The organism is Shewanella sp. cp20, assembly GCF_000832025.1.
Lineage (GTDB): Bacteria > Pseudomonadota > Gammaproteobacteria > Enterobacterales > Shewanellaceae > Shewanella.
On record NZ_JPII01000016.1, the window covers coordinates 106,213 to 124,347 of the forward strand.

Consider the following 18,135-nt stretch of genomic DNA (forward strand, 5'->3'; position numbering starts at 1 on the left):
CGATAGATTAAGTGCATTGTCTAAGAAAACCCCTTAACGGGGTTTTCTTGTTTACGTCTTTAGCGTGTGATCGAGGAGCCTCTCTTGCAGCAAGGGTTTCAACTTGTCTGTGGCGATAAACGCCTGGACCTTTCTCAGCCCAGAGTGATGGGCATTCTTAACGTGACACCGGACTCCTTCTCCGATGGGGGGCGTTTCGCAAATATTGAGCCTGCCTGTCGCCATGCCGATAGTTTGGTTAGCGAAGGCGCCAGCATTATCGATATCGGTGGCGAGTCGACTCGCCCCGGCGCAGCCGAGGTCAGTGTGCAGCATGAGCTGGACAGGGTGATTCCCCTGGTGGAATATGTCAGTAAGCATCACGATGTGTGGATCTCGGTCGACACCAGCAAGCCTGAGGTGATGAGTGAGGCGGTTGCCGCCGGCGCGCATCTGATCAACGACGTGCGAGCGCTTCAGGAGCCTGGCGCGTTAGCCGTCGCTGCTAAACTGAATGTGCCCGTCTGCCTGATGCATATGCAGGGACAGCCGAGAACCATGCAGGATGCGCCCGAGTATCAAGATATCATATCGGACATCAGCGACTTCTTTGAGAAGCGCATCCAGGCTTGTCTGGCGGCGGGCATCGACAGAGACAACTTGCTGCTTGACCCGGGTTACGGCTTTGGAAAGACACTGTCACACAACTATGAATTATTAAATCGTCAGGCCGAACTCAACGCATTCGGCTTGCCGCTGCTTATCGGGTTGTCGCGTAAGAGTATGATAGGTAACCTGCTTAACGTACCGACCAGCGATCGCCTCGCGGGCAGCCTGAGCGCGGCGCTATTGAGTATTCAGCAGGGCGCACATATTATTCGTGTCCATGACGTAAAACCGACCATGGATATGATCAAGGTCATGCAGGCTTGCGCCAACTATCAGGCATTATAGGCCTAATGCGCCACTTGTTGGCGATTGCAAACGGATCAAATAGGAAAGACCCCTGGATGGGGCAGAGGTAATCACAAGTGAGAAAATTCTTCGGAACCGATGGTATTAGAGGCAAGGTGGGCGCGGGTAAGATGACCCCGGAATTGGCGCTCAAACTAGGCTGGGCGGCTGGGCGAGTATTGTCCCGCGCCGGCACCAAGAAGGTGATCATAGGCAAGGACACGCGGATTTCAGGTTATCTGTTCGAATCGGCGATGGAAGCTGGTCTGTCGGCGGCAGGTTTAAATGTGATGCTGATGGGACCAATGCCGACACCGGCGGTGGCCTACCTGACCCGTACCTTCAGGGCGGAGGCCGGTGTGGTGATTAGCGCCTCTCATAACCCATACTATGATAACGGCATCAAGTTCTTCTCGACCGACGGAAGCAAGCTCGATGACGAGGTTGAACTTGAGATCGAGCGTGAGCTGGAAAAGCCGCTGGTGTGCGTCGAGTCTCATCTGCTGGGTAAGGTATCGCGCATCGACGATGCAGCTGGTCGTTATATTGAATACTGTAAGGGCAATTTCCCCGCCGAACACACCCTCAACGGGCTCAAGATAGTGGTGGACTGTGCCCATGGGGCAACCTATCACATCGCGCCGAGCGTGTTTCGCGAGCTAGGCGCCGAGGTGATCACTATCGGCGACAAGCCTGATGGCATCAATATCAACCATGAGGTAGGCGCTACCTCAATGGGTAAGATCCGCGAGACCGTCATTGCCGAGCAGGCAGATCTGGGTATCGCGCTGGATGGCGACGGTGATCGCATCATGATGGTGAATCGTCACGGTAAGGTGATCGACGGTGATGAGATCCTCTATATCCTGGCCTGTGACGCGCAAGATCGCGGCGTATTAAAGGGTGGTGTCGTTGGTACCCTGATGTCGAACTTAGGCCTAGACCTGGCACTTAAGGCTCGTGATATCCCGTTCGCTCGCTCGAAAGTGGGTGACCGCTATGTGATGGAGCTGCTGAAAGAGAAAGATTGGCGCATCGGCGGCGAGAACTCGGGCCATATCCTGAATTTGGATCACGGCACCACGGGCGACGGTATCGTAGCCGGTATTCTGGTGCTGGCGGCCATGTGTCGTAAGCAGGCGACCCTGGAGGAGCTGACCGAAAGCATTAAGATGTTGCCACAGGTGCTGGTTAACGTGCGATTCGAAGGCAGCCATAATCCGTTAGAGGCCGACAGCGTGTTAAGCGCCCAGGCGGAAGTGGAAGCCAAGCTTGGCGAACGTGGCCGCGTGTTGCTGCGTAAATCGGGTACCGAGCCGCTGATCCGTGTCATGGTAGAGGGCGATGTGGCCAGCGATGTAAAAGCGCATGCTAACTATATTGCCGAGGCCATCAAGGCGCTGGTTTAAGGCCGCTGAACAGGATTTAGCCTTGCTAGGTTAAATCCTGTGCTATTTATCCCGCGCGAGGATAAAAAGTAATCGCTTCGACACTTTATCGCAAAAATTCGAGATTTAGGTATTGTAACTTAACAAGTGGTTCGCTATTATTCAGCCCGCTTTCAGAAGGAGACAGTGATGGCACTAAGACGCCCAATGGTCGCTGGTAACTGGAAAATGAACGGTACTGCGCAGTTAGCGCAAGAGTTGTTTACCAAGTTTGCTACCAAGCTTCAAAATGATTCTGCGGAAGTGGTCTTGTGTCCACCGAGTATTTTTCTTGAAAGTGTTCGTCAGCAGCTCGATGCTAACAAAGAAGCCCTGAATGGCTGCTTGGTTAGAATGGGGGCCCAAAACCTGAGTCAACACGACTTCGGTGCCTACACCGGCGAAGTATCTGGGCAGATGCTGAAAGATTCTGGATGTCGCTATGTGATTATCGGTCACTCCGAACGCCGTAGAATGTATGGCGAGACAAGCGACATCGTGGCGGAAAAATTTGCCGCCGCACAGAAGCATGGTTTGACCCCTATCTTATGTGTAGGTGAGTCGGGTCCCGCTCGTGAAGCAAGACGCACCTTTGAGGTGATTGCCGAAGAGCTGGATGTGGTCATCGAGAAGAATGGCACCATGGCTTTTGATAATGCGATTATCGCCTATGAGCCACTTTGGGCAGTAGGGACAGGTAAGAGCGCTACGCCAGAGCAGGCGCAGGAAGTACACGCGTTTATTCGCAAGCGTCTCTCTGAAGTGTCTCCGTATATCGGAGAGAATATCAGGATTTTGTACGGTGGTAGCGTAACGCCGAGTAATGCAGCAGATCTATTTGCTCAGCCTGATGTAGATGGTGGACTGATAGGCGGTGCTAGCTTAAACTCTACCGAGTTTTTAAGTTTATGTTCGATAGCGATGAGCGCATAATATGTACGAAGTTCTAATGGTTATTTACTTGTTGGTTGCATTGGGTCTGATTGGCTTGATCCTTATCCAGCAAGGTAAGGGAGCTGACATGGGGGCCTCTTTTGGCGCCGGTGCATCAGCAACTCTGTTCGGTTCTTCTGGTTCGGGTAACTTTCTGACTCGTTCCACTGCGATACTGGCGATTGCCTTCTTTGCCCTGAGTCTGACGATTGGCAACTTGAGCGCAAACCATGCCAAGAGCGAAGAATCTTGGAAAGATTTAGGTGCCGATGCCGCCGCAGTAACTGAACAAGTCACTGACGCTGCAAAAGACGCACAAAAGTCAGAAGATAAGATCCCTGACTAATCGCTCGAAAGAGCAAGGCGCAGTTTAAATTTGACCCTGGTTTGATTTAAACGGCGCGACTGGAAAAGATGAGTCTCCTCAATACTCATAAAAAGTCTTAGCTAGTCGAAGTAACGATCACATGCGGATGTGGTGGAATTGGTAGACACGCCATCTTGAGGGGGTGGTGAGCCTAGCTCGTGAGGGTTCAAGTCCCTCCATCCGCACCAAATTTAGATTGAGCCTAGCTTAATCTGAATCGATAAAGTGGCAGAGGTTTCTGCCTTTATCATTGCAAATATTGTTCTCAATCAATATAATTGCAGCAGTTGACGCGGGGTGGAGCAGTTTGGTAGCTCGTCGGGCTCATAACCCGAAGGTCGTCGGTTCAAATCCGGCCCCCGCAACCAGCTTCCCAGTGATGAAGCAAGGCTTCATTTCTGTTACAGGTTCTGAATGATATGACCTCGTGATTACGGGGTTTTTTGTTATCTGGACTTTTGAAATATCGTCATTTGATGATGTCGTACTGGGGCTTTATGCCCTTTTTTGTTTTTCGGGGGGTAACCTTGGCAACTCTAGAAAGTAAGCTGGAACAGATGCTTATCGCACCAGTTGAAGCATTGGGCCATAGTCTGTGGGGATTGGAATATGTACAGGCAGGCAAGCATTCAGTGCTGCGTGTATATATAGATAATGAAAACGGCATTTTTATCGATGATTGTGCCGATGTCAGTCGCCAGATCAGTGCCGTGCTCGATGTCGAGGACCCGATTTCGACCGAATATACGCTAGAAGTTTCCTCACCGGGTGTCGATAGACCATTATTTACTGCAGAGCAGTATGCACGATACCTAGGTGAAACCGTAAAGGTACAACTGACTATGCCTGTCGCTGGTAGTCGTAATTTAAAAGGGACCGTCGCGGGCGTTGAGGGGCAGATGCTGACCCTTACCGTAGATGGCAACGAACTGATTATTGCCTTGGATAACATCCGCAAGGGCAACTTAATCGCTAAGTTTTGATGGATTCGAGCTGAACGAGGCAAGAGAATGAACAAAGAGATTCTGCTAGTCGCTGAGGCGGTTTCAAATGAGAAGGCCGTGCCACGCGAAAAGATTTTTGAAGCGTTGGAAATAGCGTTAGCGACGGCTACCAAGAAAAAATATGAAGGCGATATCGAAGTTCGTGTCGCTATCGACCGTAAGACAGGCGAATACGAAACCTTCCGTCGTTGGATGGTGGTTGAGGATGACGGTCAGGCGCTGGAAAATCCTTTCCGCGAGATCACCCTGGAAGCGGCCCGTTACGAAAACCCAGAGATTCAAGTGGGCGAGTATATCGAAGATGAGATCGAGTCTGTCGTCTTCGACCGTATCACTACTCAGACAGCTAAGCAGGTAATCGTACAAAAAGTACGTGAAGCCGAGCGCGCTCAGATTGTCGACCAGTTCCTGGAGAAAGAAGGCGAGCTGATCACGGGTGTGGTGAAGAAGAGTAACCGCGAGAGCGTAGTTGTCGACTTGGGTAACAATGCCGACGCCGTGCTGTTCAAAGAAGATCTTATCTCACGTGAAAGCTTCCGTCCTGGTGACCGTGTTCGTGCGCTGCTCTACGCCGTGCGTCCAGAGGCCCGCGGTGCACAGCTGTTCCTGACCCGTACTAAGCCAGACATGCTGATCGAGCTGTTCCGTGTGGAAGTACCGGAGATTGCCGACGAGATGATTGAGATCATGGGCGCGGCACGTGACCCAGGTTCTCGCGCTAAGATTGCGGTCAAGTCAAATGACCGTCGCATCGATCCTATCGGTGCTTGTGTGGGCATGCGCGGCGCGCGTGTTCAGGCCGTGTCTAATGAGTTAGGCGGTGAGCGTGTTGATATCGTGCTTTGGGATGATAACCCGGCGCAATTTGTGATCAACGCCATGGCGCCGGCCGATGTGGCTTCTATCATAGTCGACGAAGATAACCATTCTATGGATATCGCCGTTGAAGCCGACTCATTGGCACAAGCTATTGGCCGTAACGGTCAAAACGTACGTTTGGCGACTCAGTTATCGGGCTGGGAACTAAACGTGATGACAGTGGAAGATATGCAGGCTAAGCATCAGGCGGAAAGTGCCAAGATCGTTAACCTGTTTGTGACGTCACTGGATGTCGATGAAGAGTTTGCTCAGGTTCTGGCAGATGAAGGTTTTACCTCACTTGAAGAAGTTGCCTATGTGCCTGAGTCAGAACTGCTAGAAATCGACGGCTTCGACGAGGAGATCGTTGAGGCACTCAGAGAACGCGCCAAGGCGGCGATCTCTACACGGGCTTTGGCATCCGAGGAAGCACTTGACGGTGCTGAGCCAAGCGAAGATTTACTTGCCCTAGAAGGTTTAGAGCGTCACTTGGCGTATGTGTTGGCAAGTAAAGGCGTGATTACGCTTGAAGATTTAGCCGAACAAGGCATTGATGATTTGATCGAGATTGAAGAATTAACAGAAGAAAAAGCTGGTGAGCTCATCATGGCGGCCCGCAACATCTGTTGGTTTGGCGAAGAAGCTTAAGTCGATCAACAGAGGGGAGTTTACAGATGGCAGATACCACAGTAGCAAAACTGGCCGAGGAAGTAGGGAAGAGTGCTGATCGATTAGTTGAGCAGTTTTCTGAGGCCGGCATTAAGAAGAGTAAAACCGACACTGTTTCAGAAGAAGAAAAGCAGAAGTTGCTTGAGTTTTTGAAGAAGCAACACGGCGGCGATGCCGCGCCAACCAAGATGACACTGCAACGCAAGTCTATCTCGACGCTGAGTGTGTCGGGAAGCGGCGGACAGTCGAAAGACATCAAGGTTGAAGTACGTAAGAAGCGTACTTTCGTTAAGCGTGACCCAGCGGCAGAAGCAGAGGCGGAAGCTAAGGCCAAGGCAGAAGCCGAAGCTAAAGCAGCGGCAGAAGCAGAAGCCAAGGCTAAGGCTAAGGCCGAAGCAGAAGCTAAGGCAAAGGCCGAGGCAGAAGCCAAGGCGAAGGCGAAAGCCGATGCAGAAGCTAAGGCCAAGAAGGCTGCTGAGAGCAAGCCTGCTGTTGAGGAGACAGCCGAAGAAAAAGCGGCTCGTGCCGAAGAGGCCCGTCTGTTGGCGGCTAAAGAGGCTGCTGCTAAGGCTAAGGCCGACGAAGAAGCTAAAGCTGCGGCCGAAGAAGCTCGTCGTCTTGCCGAAGAGAACGAGAAGCGTTGGGCGGAAGAAGAGCGTCTGCGTAAAGAATCTGAAAACAGTGCCGATCACCATGTGACCACATCGAGTGAAGCGCGCGCCGCAGAAGATACGGCCGACAGAGATGCCGAGCGTCGTGGTCGTCGTGCGCGTAAGCCTGCCGGTGGCAAGAAAGAAGCTGCGAATAAGAAGCGTGGCGGAAGAGATGCCCGCGGCGGTCGTAACAACCGTAATCAGCGCAACGCGCCTGAGGCGATGGACCATGGCTTCAACAAGCCTGCTGCGGCCGTTACCCGTGACGTGACCATTGGCGAAACCGTAACGGTTGCCGAGCTGGCACAGAAGATGGCGGTTAAGGCGACCGAGATCATCAAGCAGATGATGAAGATGGGCTCTATGGTTACCATCAACCAGGTACTCGATCAGGAAACTGCTCAGCTGGTTGCCGAGGAGATGGGCCACAAGGTGGTACTGACTCGCGAAAACGAGCTAGAGCATCAAGTCCTTGCTGACCGTGACGGTAACGTTAAGGTTGAGCCACGTGCGCCGGTTGTGACCATCATGGGTCACGTTGACCATGGTAAGACATCGCTACTTGACTATATTCGTCGCGCTAAAGTGGCTTCTGGCGAAGCGGGTGGTATTACCCAGCATATCGGTGCATACCATGTCGAAACCGGCAATGGCATGATTACCTTCTTAGATACCCCTGGTCACGCCGCGTTTACCGCTATGCGTGCTCGTGGTGCTAAGGCGACCGATATCGTTGTGCTAGTGGTTGCGGCCGATGACGGCGTGATGCCACAGACCATCGAGGCTATCCAGCACGCGAAGGCGGGCGGTGTACCGCTTATCGTTGCGGTGAACAAGATAGATAAGCCTGAGGCCGATCCTGATCGCGTTAAGTCTGAGCTTTCTCAGCACGGCGTGATGTCAGAAGATTGGGGCGGCAGCAACATGTTCGTCCATGTATCGGCTAAGTCTGGTGAAGGTATCGACGAGTTGCTGGAAGGCATCTTGCTTGAGGCAGAGGTACTGGAACTTAAGGCGGTACGCGAAGGTATGGCGGCCGGTGTCGTGGTCGAGTCTAAGCTAGATAAGGGCCGTGGTCCTGTTGCGACCGTTCTGGTACAAGAAGGTACCCTGAAGCAGGGTGATATCGTTCTGTGTGGTCTAGAGTACGGTAAAGTTCGTGCGATGAAAGATGAGAATGGTAAGTCGATCACCGAAGCCGGTCCATCGATTCCAGTTGAGATCTTAGGTCTTTCTGGCGTGCCATCTGCCGGTGACGAAGCGACCGTTGTTCGTGACGAGCGTAAGGCGCGCGAAGTGGCACTCTACCGTCAAGGTAAGTTCCGTGACGTTAAGCTGGCACGTCAGCAGAAGTCTAAGCTTGAGAACATGTTCGCTAACATGACCGAAGGCGAAGTCCAAGAGCTGAACATCGTACTGAAGGCAGACGTACAAGGCTCGCTGGAAGCGATCTCTGACTCGCTCAACAAGCTGTCTACCGACGAAGTTAAGGTGAACATCATCGCTAGCGGTGTAGGTGGATTAACCGAGACCGATGCGACCCTGGCGGCTGCGTCAAACGCTATCATGGTTGGTTTCAACGTTCGTGCCGATGCTCAGGCCCGTAAGACGATTGAAAGCGAAAGCGTTGACCTGCGCTACTACAGCGTTATCTATCATCTGATCGATGAAGTTAAGGCTGCTATGGGCGGCATGTTGGCACCAGAATTCAAGCAAGAGATCATCGGTCTTGCCGAGGTGCGTGACGTGTTCAAGTCACCTAAGATTGGTGCTATCGCTGGTTGTATGGTTACCGAGGGCACCATCAAGCGTAGCGCGCCTATCCGCGTACTGCGTGACAACGTGGTGATCTTCGAAGGTGAGCTGGAATCTCTGCGCCGCTTTAAGGATGACGTTAACGAAGTCCGTAACGGTATGGAGTGTGGTATCGGCGTGAAGAACTATAATGACGTTAAAGTTGGCGATCAGATTGAGGTCTTCGAAACGGTCGAAATCGCTCGAACCTTATAATACCAATCACAGTAAGTTAGTGATTAGGAGTAGCGTAAGAAAAACGTTTGAGAACAAGGCAGGATTTTTCGATAAGTAGTTAGTCTACAATCAAAAATGCTAATGCAGTTATCGAACGTTTTAACAAGCTAGGATGATCAGCTATTTACTACGATTGGTATCAGTATCCAAGGGGCGGCGTAAGCCGCCCTTTTTGTTCAGGCATGACCCAAGGCAAGGCTTACCGACATAGCGTTGGTTGCAGCTTTACCAAAACGGTCACCTGTTTTTGAGATGGCAAAATATTATGGCAAGAGAATTTAGTCGTACTCGTCGCATCGCCCAGCAGCTACAGCAAGAGCTGGCTCAGGTGTTGCAACGTGACATCAAAGATCCGCGTATCGGTATGGTGACGGTTAACGACGTCGATGTATCTCGCGATCTTAACTACGCCAAGGTCTATGTCACCTTCTTCGAGGAAGACAAGGCGGTGGTAGAAGAGAAGCTGGCGGCACTAGAGGCGGCAGCGGGTTATGTACGCTCACTGGTAGCGGGTCGCATGAAGCTTAGGGTTATGCCTGAGATTCGCTTTATCTACGACGCCTCACTGATCGAAGGTATGCGTATGTCTAACCTGGTGAGTCAAGTGATCACCAAGGATAAGGCCAAGGCGCGCGAACACGGTCGTGAAGACGAAGAGCAGGACAGCACCGAGCAGGATGATAACTAATGGCGCGTAAACCTAGAGGTCGCTTGGTCGACGGCATAGTGCTGCTGGACAAAGACACGGGAATGAGCTCCAATTTCGCCTTGCAGAGAGTCAAGCGTATCTATAACGCCGCCAAGGCGGGCCATACCGGCGCGCTGGACCCCTTAGCGACCGGCATGCTGCCGATCTGCCTGGGGGAGGCTACCAAGTTTTCTCAGCATCTGCTCGATGCCGACAAGCGTTACCTGGTGACCGCCAAGCTAGGTGTGCGCACCGATACCAGTGATTCAGACGGTGAAGTGGTGCAGACGCGCCCGATTAACTTTACCGAGCAGCAGCTCGAAGAGGCACTGGAACATTTTCGTGGCGAGACCATGCAGGTGCCCTCTATGTACTCGGCGCTCAAGTATCAGGGCCAGCCCCTATACAAGTACGCCAGAGAAGGCAAAGAGGTGCCTCGTGAGGCGCGCCCTATCAATGTCTTCGAGCTCAATTTTATCAAGCTCGAGGGTGATGAGCTGACCCTGGACATTCACTGCTCTAAGGGCACCTATATTCGCACCATCACCGACGATCTCGGTGAGATGCTGGGATGTGGCGCCCACGTCATCATGCTGCGCCGCACAGGCGTCGCCGGTTATCCTTACGATAAGATGGTGACCCTGGAACAGCTCGAGGCATTACTCGCCCAGGCACAGGCCGAGGAGCGCCCTCCCAAGGAGCTGCTGGATCCTTTGTTGTTGCCTATGGACACAGCGGTAGGCGGCCTCAAGGAGATCAATGTTTCCGATGAGCTGGCCCACTATCTGATGAACGGTAATCCGGTTCAGGTGGCGAATCTGCCGGTCGATGAGCTGGTACGCATTACGCTCGGTGAGGCGAAACAATTTGTCGGCATCGGCCAGATGAACGACGATGGGTTGTTGGCGCCTAAGCGCCTGGTGGTATTGCACGACGAGCAGGCCTGAGGCTTGCTTAATGGCGCTAAAATCGGTACTATAGCGCGCTCTCTTTGGCTGAGTTAGTGATCGGCTGAAGTTTCTATCTATTTTTGGAGAAAAAAATGTCACTAAGTAAAGAAGTAAAAGCACAAATCCTGGCTGATTTCGGCCGTGGTGAAAATGATTCAGGTTCTACTGAAGTTCAGGTTGCCCTGCTAACTGCACAGATCAACCACCTACAAGGTCACTTCAAAGAGCACATCCATGATCATCACTCACGTCGTGGTTTGCTTCGCATGGTTAACTCTCGTCGTAAGCTTCTAGCTTACCTGAAGCGCACTGAAAACGAGCGCTATCAAGAGCTTATCAAGAAGTTAGGTCTACGTCGCTAATCTATCGATTAGTACTGTAGTGAAAAAAGGAGGCTTAGCCTCCTTTTTTTATGCCTGATTTTCGGTGATGGCTTTAGTTAATCGCACTGGCTAATCGCTTTGGTGACATTAAAGCGGCGATTAAATCTGGCTGATGCTGGCGTTGTTGGGGGCGATATAGCGTTCCTCAAACTCGCTAATATCCAGCGGCTGACTGTAATAGAAGCCCTGACCTATCTGGCAGTCCATCTGCTTGAGCCAGTTCAGCTGCTGCTCATTCTCAATGCCTTCAGCCACGATATGCAGGTTTAACTGTTTGCCGAGCATCAAGATGGTCGAGGCGATGGCGCTCTCATTGGGGAGGTCCGTCACGAAGCAACGGTCGATCTTCATGGTGGTGATCGGCAGGTGACGCAGGTAAGAGAGCGAGGAGTAGCCGGTGCCGAAGTCATCGACCGCGATACCAAATCCGGCGCCCTTGAGCTGTTCCAGTTTATGGATGGCGAGCTCGATATCATTCATCAGCGAGGTCTCGGTGATCTCTATCTCAAGCAGGTTGGGATCTATCTGGTAGCGCAGTGCCAGTTGCTTGATATCCGGCACCAGGCTGGCATCGGCAAACTGCTGTGAGGCGACGTTGACCGCGATGGGGATGGCGTAGTTATAGCGTTTACGCCAATGCTTCAGGGTGCGGCAGGCCTCTTCAATAACCCAGCGCCCGAGCGGGATGATGATGCCTGTCTCCTCGGCCACGGGGATGAAAGACATAGGGCTGATGAGCCGACCATCTTTCTTCCAGCGTATCAGCGCCTCACAGGCGATCACCTTACCCGTCTTAATATTAAACTTGGGCTGAAAGTGCAGCAGAAATTCGTTGTTCTTCAATGCGTCATGCAGGGAGGCCTCGGTTCTGAGGCGCACGGCGGCACGCTCAGTCATCTGCTGCTTGAAGAAGGCCCATTGATTGGAGCCTGCCGCCTTGGCGCTGTACATGGCGATGTCTGCATGGCGGATCAGATCTTCGGCGCTCAGGCCATCATCGGGATAGATGGAGATCCCCACGGACGCCGCCGGGTGTATGGTGTGTTCGTTAAGCTGCAGCGGCACGTTGAGTTGCATCAGTAGCTTGTCGACAAAATCCGCCGCTTGATCCGGCGTTCTGGCATCTTCGGCCAAGATGACAAATTCATCGCCGCCCAGGCGGGCCACTGTGCCGCGATCGCCGACGACACGCTCCAGCACCCTTGCGATACGGGCGAGGAATTGATCCCCTAGCGCATGCCCCAGGGAGTCGTTGACGTTCTTGAAACGGTCGAGATCGATAAACAGCATGGTAAATTGATGCTTATGCACCCTGGCGCGCTGAATCGATACGGCGATGGTTTCCAATAGCAGGGTGCGGTTGGGCAGGCCGGTGAGGGGATCGCGGGTGGCCATGCGGCGCAGTTTGCTCTGGGTCTGGCCAAATTGAATTAAGATTTGATTAAATTTCGATGTCACCAGGCCCAATTCGTCGTCCTGATGGGCAGGAGACATGGGCAGCAGATTCTCGTCCGGTAGCTCTGGGTCTATCTTATCTATCGCCTCGCTGATCTGGGCGATAGGTTTGGTCAGGAAGCGGTGGAAGATGATGGACAGCGCCATGGTGACCAAGAGTGCCCGGGCCAGGGTGGCCAGGAAGCTGAAACGTAACTGGGAAAACAGGGAGTCGGTCAGCTCCTGGGTGTTATAGAAGATGGTCAGGGTGCCGATGATCTGTTGTTTCTCCGTACCTTCGAAGAAGGAGGGACGGTAGAGGGTGCGGCTGATTTGTTTCAGGTCGCCAAACAGTTTTTCACTGAGCTTACGCACCAGTGGGTTGTCGGTGAAGGGGTTGTTCATGGAGACAAACATGCTGCCGTCATCGAGTTCGATCACCGCCTCGCCCACATGTTCGACCTTAAGCACCCCTTCGAGGGTCTGAGTGGCCAGGTTGTCGTCTAAGGCCCAGACGGCATTGGCGGCGGGCTGCTCGATAGAGTTGAGGAGCTCTTCCTGGGCGACCATGAGCTGTTGGCGGGCCGAGACCCCGACCAGGGCAACCTCGACAATAAAGATGGCAACGGCAAAAAATAACGCTGAAAAAACGACCAGAGTCGTTTGTTTCCATGTTAAGGATTTAAACCGAGCGCTCATTTGCCACCCCTTGTTACCAGTGACCAATCACATTCTAAATTTCAGAAAAAGCAGCGATAGACAGAAATTTATCTTTATCTAACCACTTTAGAGAAAAGATTCAGCTTTGTCATCTACATGTGCTCTTTATCTATTGATTAGACTTGCAGTATACTTAGCCGCGAAATTAAGGTTATTAAATTAAGGAAAGGTTCACGTGAATCCAATCGTAAAGAGTTTTGAATATGGTCAGCACACAGTCACGCTAGAGACTGGGGTTATTGCACGTCAAGCAGACGCAGCTGTTTTGGCAAGTATGGGCGATACAACGGTATTGGTTACTGTTGTAGGCAAGAAAGCTGAAGAGCCAGGTCGTGACTTTTTCCCGTTAACCGTTAATTACCAGGAAAAAACTTACGCTGCGGGTAAAATCCCTGGTGGATTCTTCAAGCGCGAAGGCCGTCCATCTGAAGGCGAGACCCTCACTGCGCGTCTGATTGACCGTCCTATTCGTCCTCTATTCCCTAATGGTTTTAAGAACGAAGTTCAGGTGATCATCACTGTGGTTTCTGTTGACCCAGAAATCAGCCCTGAAGTGATCTCTATGATAGGTACTTCTGCGGCACTGTCTATTTCAGGCATCCCATTCAACGGTCCACTGGGTTCTGCTCGCGTGGGTTATGTCGATGGCGAATATATCCTCAACCCAACGGTTTCTCAGCTTGCAGACAGCCAGCTAGAACTTTCTGTGGCCGGTACTGAAAATGCAGTACTTATGGTTGAGTCTGAAGCCGATGCACTGCCAGAAGAAGTGATGCTTGGTGCCGTGGTTTACGGTCATGAGCAGCAACAAGTCGTTATCCAGGCGATTAAAGAGCTTAAAGCAGAAGTTAACAAGCCTGAATGGGACTGGACCGCACCAGTACAAAATGAAGAGCTGGTTGCCAAGATCAAAGAATTGGCTGAAGCGGGTCTAACCGAAGCTTACCAAATTCAAGTTAAGCAAGATCGTTACGCTCAAGTGGGTGTAGTGAAGACTGCAGCCATCGAAGCATTGCTGGCAGAAAACCCAGATGCAGATGTACGTGAAATCGAAGGCCTACTAGGTAGTCTGGAGAAGAAGGTGGTTCGTAGCCGCATCATCGCAGGCAACCCACGTATCGACGGTCGTGAACCAGATATGATCCGTGCCCTGAACGTCATGGCGGGTGTACTGCCACGTACTCACGGTAGTGCACTGTTCACCCGTGGTGAGACTCAGGCGCTGGTTACCTGTACCCTAGGTACCGAGCGTGACGCACAGAAGATCGACAGCATCATGGGCGAGCAGACCAGCCGCTTTATGCTGCACTACAACTTCCCTCCATACTCTGTGGGTGAAACCGGTATGGTTGGTTCGCCTAAGCGTCGTGAAATTGGTCACGGTAAGCTGGCATGGCGTGGTATCAACGCGGTAATGCCATCTGCAGAAGAGTTCCCATACAGCATCCGTGTGGTATCTGAGATCACCGAATCTAACGGTTCAAGCTCTATGGCGTCAGTTTGTGGTACTTCACTGGCACTGATGGACGCAGGTGTACCGATCAAGACGTCGGTTGCTGGTATCGCCATGGGTCTAGTGAAAGAAGGCGACGACTTCGTCGTACTGTCTGACATTCTGGGTGACGAAGACCACCTGGGTGACATGGACTTCAAAGTGGCCGGTACCCGTGACGGTGTGACTGCGCTGCAGATGGATATCAAGATCGAAGGTATCACCAAAGAGATCATGCAGATCGCACTGCAACAAGCCTATGGTGCTCGTGTACATATCTTGAACGTCATGGACCAGGCTATTTCTGGCCACCGTGCTGATATTTCTGATCACGCTCCACGTATCACTACTCTGAAGATCAACCCAGAGAAGATCCGTGACGTGATCGGTAAAGGTGGCGCGACTATCCGTGCATTGACCGAAGAGACTGGCACCACCATCGAGCTGGAAGATGACGGTACCGTGAAGATTGCTTCTGCCAACGGCGAAGCGACCAAGGAAGCTATCCGTCGTATCCAGGAGATCACTGCCGAGGTTGAAGTGGGTAGTGTCTACAACGGTAAGGTTGTTCGTATCGTCGATTTCGGCGCCTTCGTGACTATCCTACCGGGTAAAGACGGTCTGGTGCATATCTCGCAAATTGCCGAGGAGCGTGTAGCCAACGTCTCTGATTACCTAGAAGTGGGTCAGGAAGTGAAGGTTAAGGTGATGGAAGTCGATCGCCAAGGCCGCGTACGTCTGTCGATGAAAGAAGCTCAGCCAAAAGAAGAAGCGGCAAGCGAATAATCGATAGCGAAAACGAGTGAAATTTGAAAGGAGACCATTAGGTCTCCTTTTTTATTGGTTTTTTCTCATAGAAGATAGCCGTCACAATTTGGTATTGCTATGATTGAGGCTATTGCAGCGCTGAAAAGGTTAAATGGATGACTCATAAATTACGCTCGGTCTCTTTGGCTGTGATGACCGGCCTAAGTTTGTTACTGACAGGATGTGTATCGACTCAATCGGCGGCGACGGCAGAGCAGGGTAAGCTGATGGTGGCTCCCGTGATGCCTGACTATAAGCTCGAGGTTACCTTAGCCAGATTAAACGATATCCTGGCCTCGGCTGAACTGACCCCAGAGCAGCGTGCGCGTTTTCATTATGACCGTGGGGTGATCTACGACAGTGTCGGTCTACGCATCCTGAGTCGCATCGATTTTCACCAGTCGTTGAAATTGCAGCCTAATCTGGCCGATGCCTATAACTTTATCGGCATCTATTACACCCAGGAAGGGGAATATGAGAGTGCCTATGAGGCTTTCGATGCCGTGCTCGAGCTCTCCCCCGATTATGACTATGCCTATCTCAATCGCGGCATCGCCCTCTATTATGGTCAGCGAGACGAGCTGGCCGTGGCCGACATGCAATCTTTCTATCGGGCCAACGAGCAGGACGGTTACCGCGCCCTCTGGCTCTATATCACAGAGTCGAAACTGGGCGCCGAGCAGGCTAAGCAGCATTTAGCCGAGAATAGAGCTAAGCTGGACGACTCGCAATGGTCTACCACATTAGTGGATTTTTATCTTGGCAAGGTGAGTCGTGAGCAGGTCTTTGAGGTGGCTAAGCAGGGGCTGAGTCACCCCAATGAGTATGCCGAGCGCCTGTGCGAGGCCTATTTCTATATCGCTAAGATAGCCGAGAGGCAGGGCAACTATAGCGATGCCGCCAATTACTTCCGCCTGGCCTTGGCGACCAACATCTATGATTTCGTCGAACATAGGTATGCCAGGGTCGAGCTAGCCAAGATAGATGAACTCATCGCTCAGCCTTAATGCCGAACGTAAGTTATATTATCGTTTGTTGAGGCTCGCCCCATTGGCGGGCCTTTTCGTTTTTATCTGTCGGCGCCACACAAGCGCCCAGTTCCGGGTCGCCAAACTAGCCATAGGATAAGCTTGGCGCTATAATTGCCCGCTTTTAACACTCCATCAAATTCGCAGGTAATCATGTCAGGCTATACAGTTGAAGTCGACAAGCGTCGTACTTTCGCCATCATCTCGCACCCGGATGCGGGTAAAACCACTATCACCGAGAAGGTCTTGTTGTTCGGACAGGCGCTGCAGAAGGCGGGCACGGTAAAGGGCAAGAAGTCGGGACAACATGCCAAGTCTGACTGGATGGAGATGGAGAAGGATCGTGGTATCTCTATTACCACCTCTGTGATGCAGTTTCCCTACCGTGAGGCGCTGGTAAACCTGCTGGATACTCCGGGTCACGAAGACTTCTCGGAAGATACCTATCGTACGCTGACAGCGGTTGACTCCTGCCTCATGGTGATCGACTCGGCTAAGGGTGTTGAGCAGCGCACCATCAAGTTGATGGAAGTTACCCGTCTACGTGATACGCCGATCGTGACCTTCATGAACAAACTTGATCGTGACATTCGTGATCCTATCGAGCTGATGGACGAGGTAGAGAACGTACTTAATATCGCCTGTGCCCCAATTACCTGGCCTATCGGCGCCGGTAAAGAGTTCAAGGGTGTCTATCATCTGCTCCGCGATGAGGTGATCCTGTATCAAAACGGTATGGGTCACACCATCCAAGACTCGCGTATCATCAAGGGGCTGGATAATCCCGAGCTGGATGAGGCGATTGGCAGCTATGCACAGGATCTGCGTGACGAGATGGAGCTGGTGCTGGGCGCCTCCCATGAATTCGATCTAGACGCCTTCCTCAAGGGCGAGCTGACCCCTGTGTTCTTTGGTACCGCATTGGGTAACTTTGGTGTCGACCATATTCTCGATGGCATAGTCGAGTGGGCGCCGCGTCCCCAGGCCCGTGAATCGGATCTGCGTAATGTCGAGCCCGACGAGCCTAAGTTCAGCGGCTTCGTGTTTAAGATCCAGGCGAACATGGATCCTAAGCACAGGGACCGTGTCGCCTTCATGCGTATCTGCTCAGGTCGTTATGAGCAAGGCATGAAGATGCACCATGTGCGTATCGGTAAAGATGTGAACGTCAGTGACGCCCTAACTTTTATGGCCGGCGATCGTAACCGTGCCGAGGCGGCTTATCCTGGCGATATTATCGGCTTGCATAACCATGGCACCATACGTATCGGCGATACCTTTACTCAAGGTGAGAAGCTTCGCTTTACCGGTGTACCAAACTTCGCACCCGAGATGTTTCGCCGTATCAGGCTCAAGGACCCGCTGAAGCAGAAACAGCTGCTCAAAGGTCTGGTACAGCTGTCTGAAGAAGGTGCGGTGCAGGTGTTCCGTCCGCTGGACTCCAACGATCTCATCGTGGGCGCCGTGGGTGTGCTGCAGTTTGAAGTGGTTGTGCAGCGTCTTAAGAGCGAATACAAGGTCGAGGCTATCTACGAGGCGATCAGCGTGGCGACGGCGCGCTGGGTCTACTGCGAAGATGCCAAGAAGCTTGAAGAGTTTAAGCGCAAGTGCAGCAACAACCTGGCGCTTGATGGCGGCGACAACCTCACCTATGTGGCGCCGACCATGGTGAACCTCAATCTGTCGATAGAACGTTATCCCGACATAGAGTTCGCCAAGACTCGCGAGAACTAATCGATTGAAAAAGCAGCCTAGGCT

At 52.2% G+C, this 18,135-nt stretch carries 14 protein-coding genes and 2 tRNA genes; 15 read left to right on the forward strand and 1 reads right to left on the reverse strand.

What is annotated here, in order from left to right; genetic code table 11:
- Positions 1-147: 147 nt before the first annotated feature.
- From folP to rpsO, 12 genes are all read left to right on the forward strand, one after another.
- Positions 148-933 carry a dihydropteroate synthase gene (folP, locus tag DB48_RS04395; protein ID WP_052813658.1) on the forward strand — a complete coding sequence of 262 codons (786 nt, stop codon included), beginning with the start codon at positions 148-150 and terminating at the stop codon, positions 931-933.
- Positions 934-1,010: 77 nt separating this feature from the next.
- Positions 1,011-2,342 (forward strand): phosphoglucosamine mutase, encoded by a 1,332-nt coding sequence (gene glmM, locus DB48_RS04400; RefSeq protein ID WP_041509100.1) that lies wholly within the window; start codon positions 1,011-1,013, stop codon positions 2,340-2,342.
- Positions 2,343-2,510: 168 nt separating this feature from the next.
- A complete protein-coding gene (tpiA, locus tag DB48_RS04405) occupies positions 2,511-3,293 on the forward strand; it encodes a triose-phosphate isomerase (RefSeq protein WP_011866628.1) in 783 nt (260 codons plus the stop codon).
- A 1-nt stretch (position 3,294) separates the two neighbouring features.
- On the forward strand, positions 3,295-3,639 hold the full coding sequence (gene secG, locus DB48_RS04410; protein ID WP_041509101.1) for a preprotein translocase subunit SecG: 345 nt from the start codon (positions 3,295-3,297) through the stop codon (positions 3,637-3,639).
- A 123-nt stretch (positions 3,640-3,762) separates the two neighbouring features.
- A tRNA-Leu gene (locus DB48_RS04415) sits at positions 3,763-3,848 on the forward strand.
- Positions 3,849-3,951: 103 nt separating this feature from the next.
- Positions 3,952-4,028, forward strand: a tRNA-Met gene (locus tag DB48_RS04420).
- A 159-nt stretch (positions 4,029-4,187) separates the two neighbouring features.
- Positions 4,188-4,643, forward strand: coding sequence for a ribosome maturation factor RimP (gene rimP / locus DB48_RS04425; protein WP_041407366.1), 456 nt, complete (start codon positions 4,188-4,190; stop codon positions 4,641-4,643).
- A gap of 27 nt (positions 4,644-4,670) precedes the next feature.
- Positions 4,671-6,170 (forward strand): transcription termination factor NusA, encoded by a 1,500-nt coding sequence (gene nusA, locus DB48_RS04430; protein ID WP_041509102.1) that lies wholly within the window; start codon positions 4,671-4,673, stop codon positions 6,168-6,170.
- A gap of 26 nt (positions 6,171-6,196) precedes the next feature.
- Positions 6,197-8,854, forward strand: coding sequence for a translation initiation factor IF-2 (gene infB / locus DB48_RS04435; protein ID WP_041509103.1), 2,658 nt, complete (start codon positions 6,197-6,199; stop codon positions 8,852-8,854).
- Between the two features lie 286 nt (positions 8,855-9,140).
- A complete protein-coding gene (rbfA, locus tag DB48_RS04440) occupies positions 9,141-9,563 on the forward strand; it encodes a 30S ribosome-binding factor RbfA (protein ID WP_041509104.1) in 423 nt (140 codons plus the stop codon).
- On the forward strand, positions 9,563-10,510 hold the full coding sequence (gene truB / locus DB48_RS04445; RefSeq protein WP_041509105.1) for a tRNA pseudouridine(55) synthase TruB: 948 nt from the start codon (positions 9,563-9,565) through the stop codon (positions 10,508-10,510). The genes rbfA and truB overlap by 1 nt, the downstream gene beginning before the upstream one ends.
- Positions 10,511-10,605: 95 nt before the next feature.
- Positions 10,606-10,875, forward strand: coding sequence for a 30S ribosomal protein S15 (gene rpsO / locus DB48_RS04450; protein ID WP_033537407.1), 270 nt, complete (start codon positions 10,606-10,608; stop codon positions 10,873-10,875).
- Positions 10,876-10,995: 120 nt separating this feature from the next.
- On the opposite strand, the gene DB48_RS04455 is transcribed toward rpsO, so the two are convergent.
- Positions 10,996-13,029, reverse strand: coding sequence for a putative bifunctional diguanylate cyclase/phosphodiesterase (locus tag DB48_RS04455; RefSeq protein WP_041509106.1), 2,034 nt, complete (start codon positions 13,027-13,029; stop codon positions 10,996-10,998).
- A 196-nt stretch (positions 13,030-13,225) separates the two neighbouring features.
- Between DB48_RS04455 and pnp the strand changes: the two genes are divergently transcribed.
- From pnp to prfC, 3 genes are all read left to right on the forward strand, one after another.
- On the forward strand, positions 13,226-15,328 hold the full coding sequence (gene pnp / locus DB48_RS04460) for a polyribonucleotide nucleotidyltransferase (protein ID WP_041509107.1): 2,103 nt from the start codon (positions 13,226-13,228) through the stop codon (positions 15,326-15,328).
- A 137-nt stretch (positions 15,329-15,465) separates the two neighbouring features.
- Positions 15,466-16,356: a lipoprotein NlpI gene (nlpI, locus tag DB48_RS04465; RefSeq protein WP_041509108.1), complete on the forward strand. Its 891-nt coding sequence runs from the start codon at positions 15,466-15,468 to the stop codon at positions 16,354-16,356.
- Between the two features lie 174 nt (positions 16,357-16,530).
- On the forward strand, positions 16,531-18,111 hold the full coding sequence (gene prfC / locus DB48_RS04470; RefSeq protein WP_041509109.1) for a peptide chain release factor 3: 1,581 nt from the start codon (positions 16,531-16,533) through the stop codon (positions 18,109-18,111).
- Positions 18,112-18,135: the final 24 nt, after the last annotated feature.

What these genes read in the sequence shown, in the direction of transcription:
- truB (WP_041509105.1), top strand. Translation starts at nt 9,563, where the DNA reads ATGGCGCGTAAACCTAGAGGTCGCTTGGTCGACGGCATAGTGCTGCTG.
- folP (WP_052813658.1), top strand. Translation starts at nt 148, where the DNA reads ATGGGCATTCTTAACGTGACACCGGACTCCTTCTCCGATGGGGGGCGT.
- infB (WP_041509103.1), top strand. Translation starts at nt 6,197, where the DNA reads ATGGCAGATACCACAGTAGCAAAACTGGCCGAGGAAGTAGGGAAGAGT.
- DB48_RS04455 (WP_041509106.1), bottom strand. Translation starts at nt 13,029, where the DNA reads ATGAGCGCTCGGTTTAAATCCTTAACATGGAAACAAACGACTCTGGTC.
- prfC (WP_041509109.1), top strand. Translation starts at nt 16,531, where the DNA reads ATGTCAGGCTATACAGTTGAAGTCGACAAGCGTCGTACTTTCGCCATC.
- rbfA (WP_041509104.1), top strand. Translation starts at nt 9,141, where the DNA reads ATGGCAAGAGAATTTAGTCGTACTCGTCGCATCGCCCAGCAGCTACAG.
- nlpI (WP_041509108.1), top strand. Translation starts at nt 15,466, where the DNA reads ATGACTCATAAATTACGCTCGGTCTCTTTGGCTGTGATGACCGGCCTA.
- rpsO (WP_033537407.1), top strand. Translation starts at nt 10,606, where the DNA reads ATGTCACTAAGTAAAGAAGTAAAAGCACAAATCCTGGCTGATTTCGGC.
- secG (WP_041509101.1), top strand. Translation starts at nt 3,295, where the DNA reads ATGTACGAAGTTCTAATGGTTATTTACTTGTTGGTTGCATTGGGTCTG.
- nusA (WP_041509102.1), top strand. Translation starts at nt 4,671, where the DNA reads ATGAACAAAGAGATTCTGCTAGTCGCTGAGGCGGTTTCAAATGAGAAG.
- tpiA (WP_011866628.1), top strand. Translation starts at nt 2,511, where the DNA reads ATGGCACTAAGACGCCCAATGGTCGCTGGTAACTGGAAAATGAACGGT.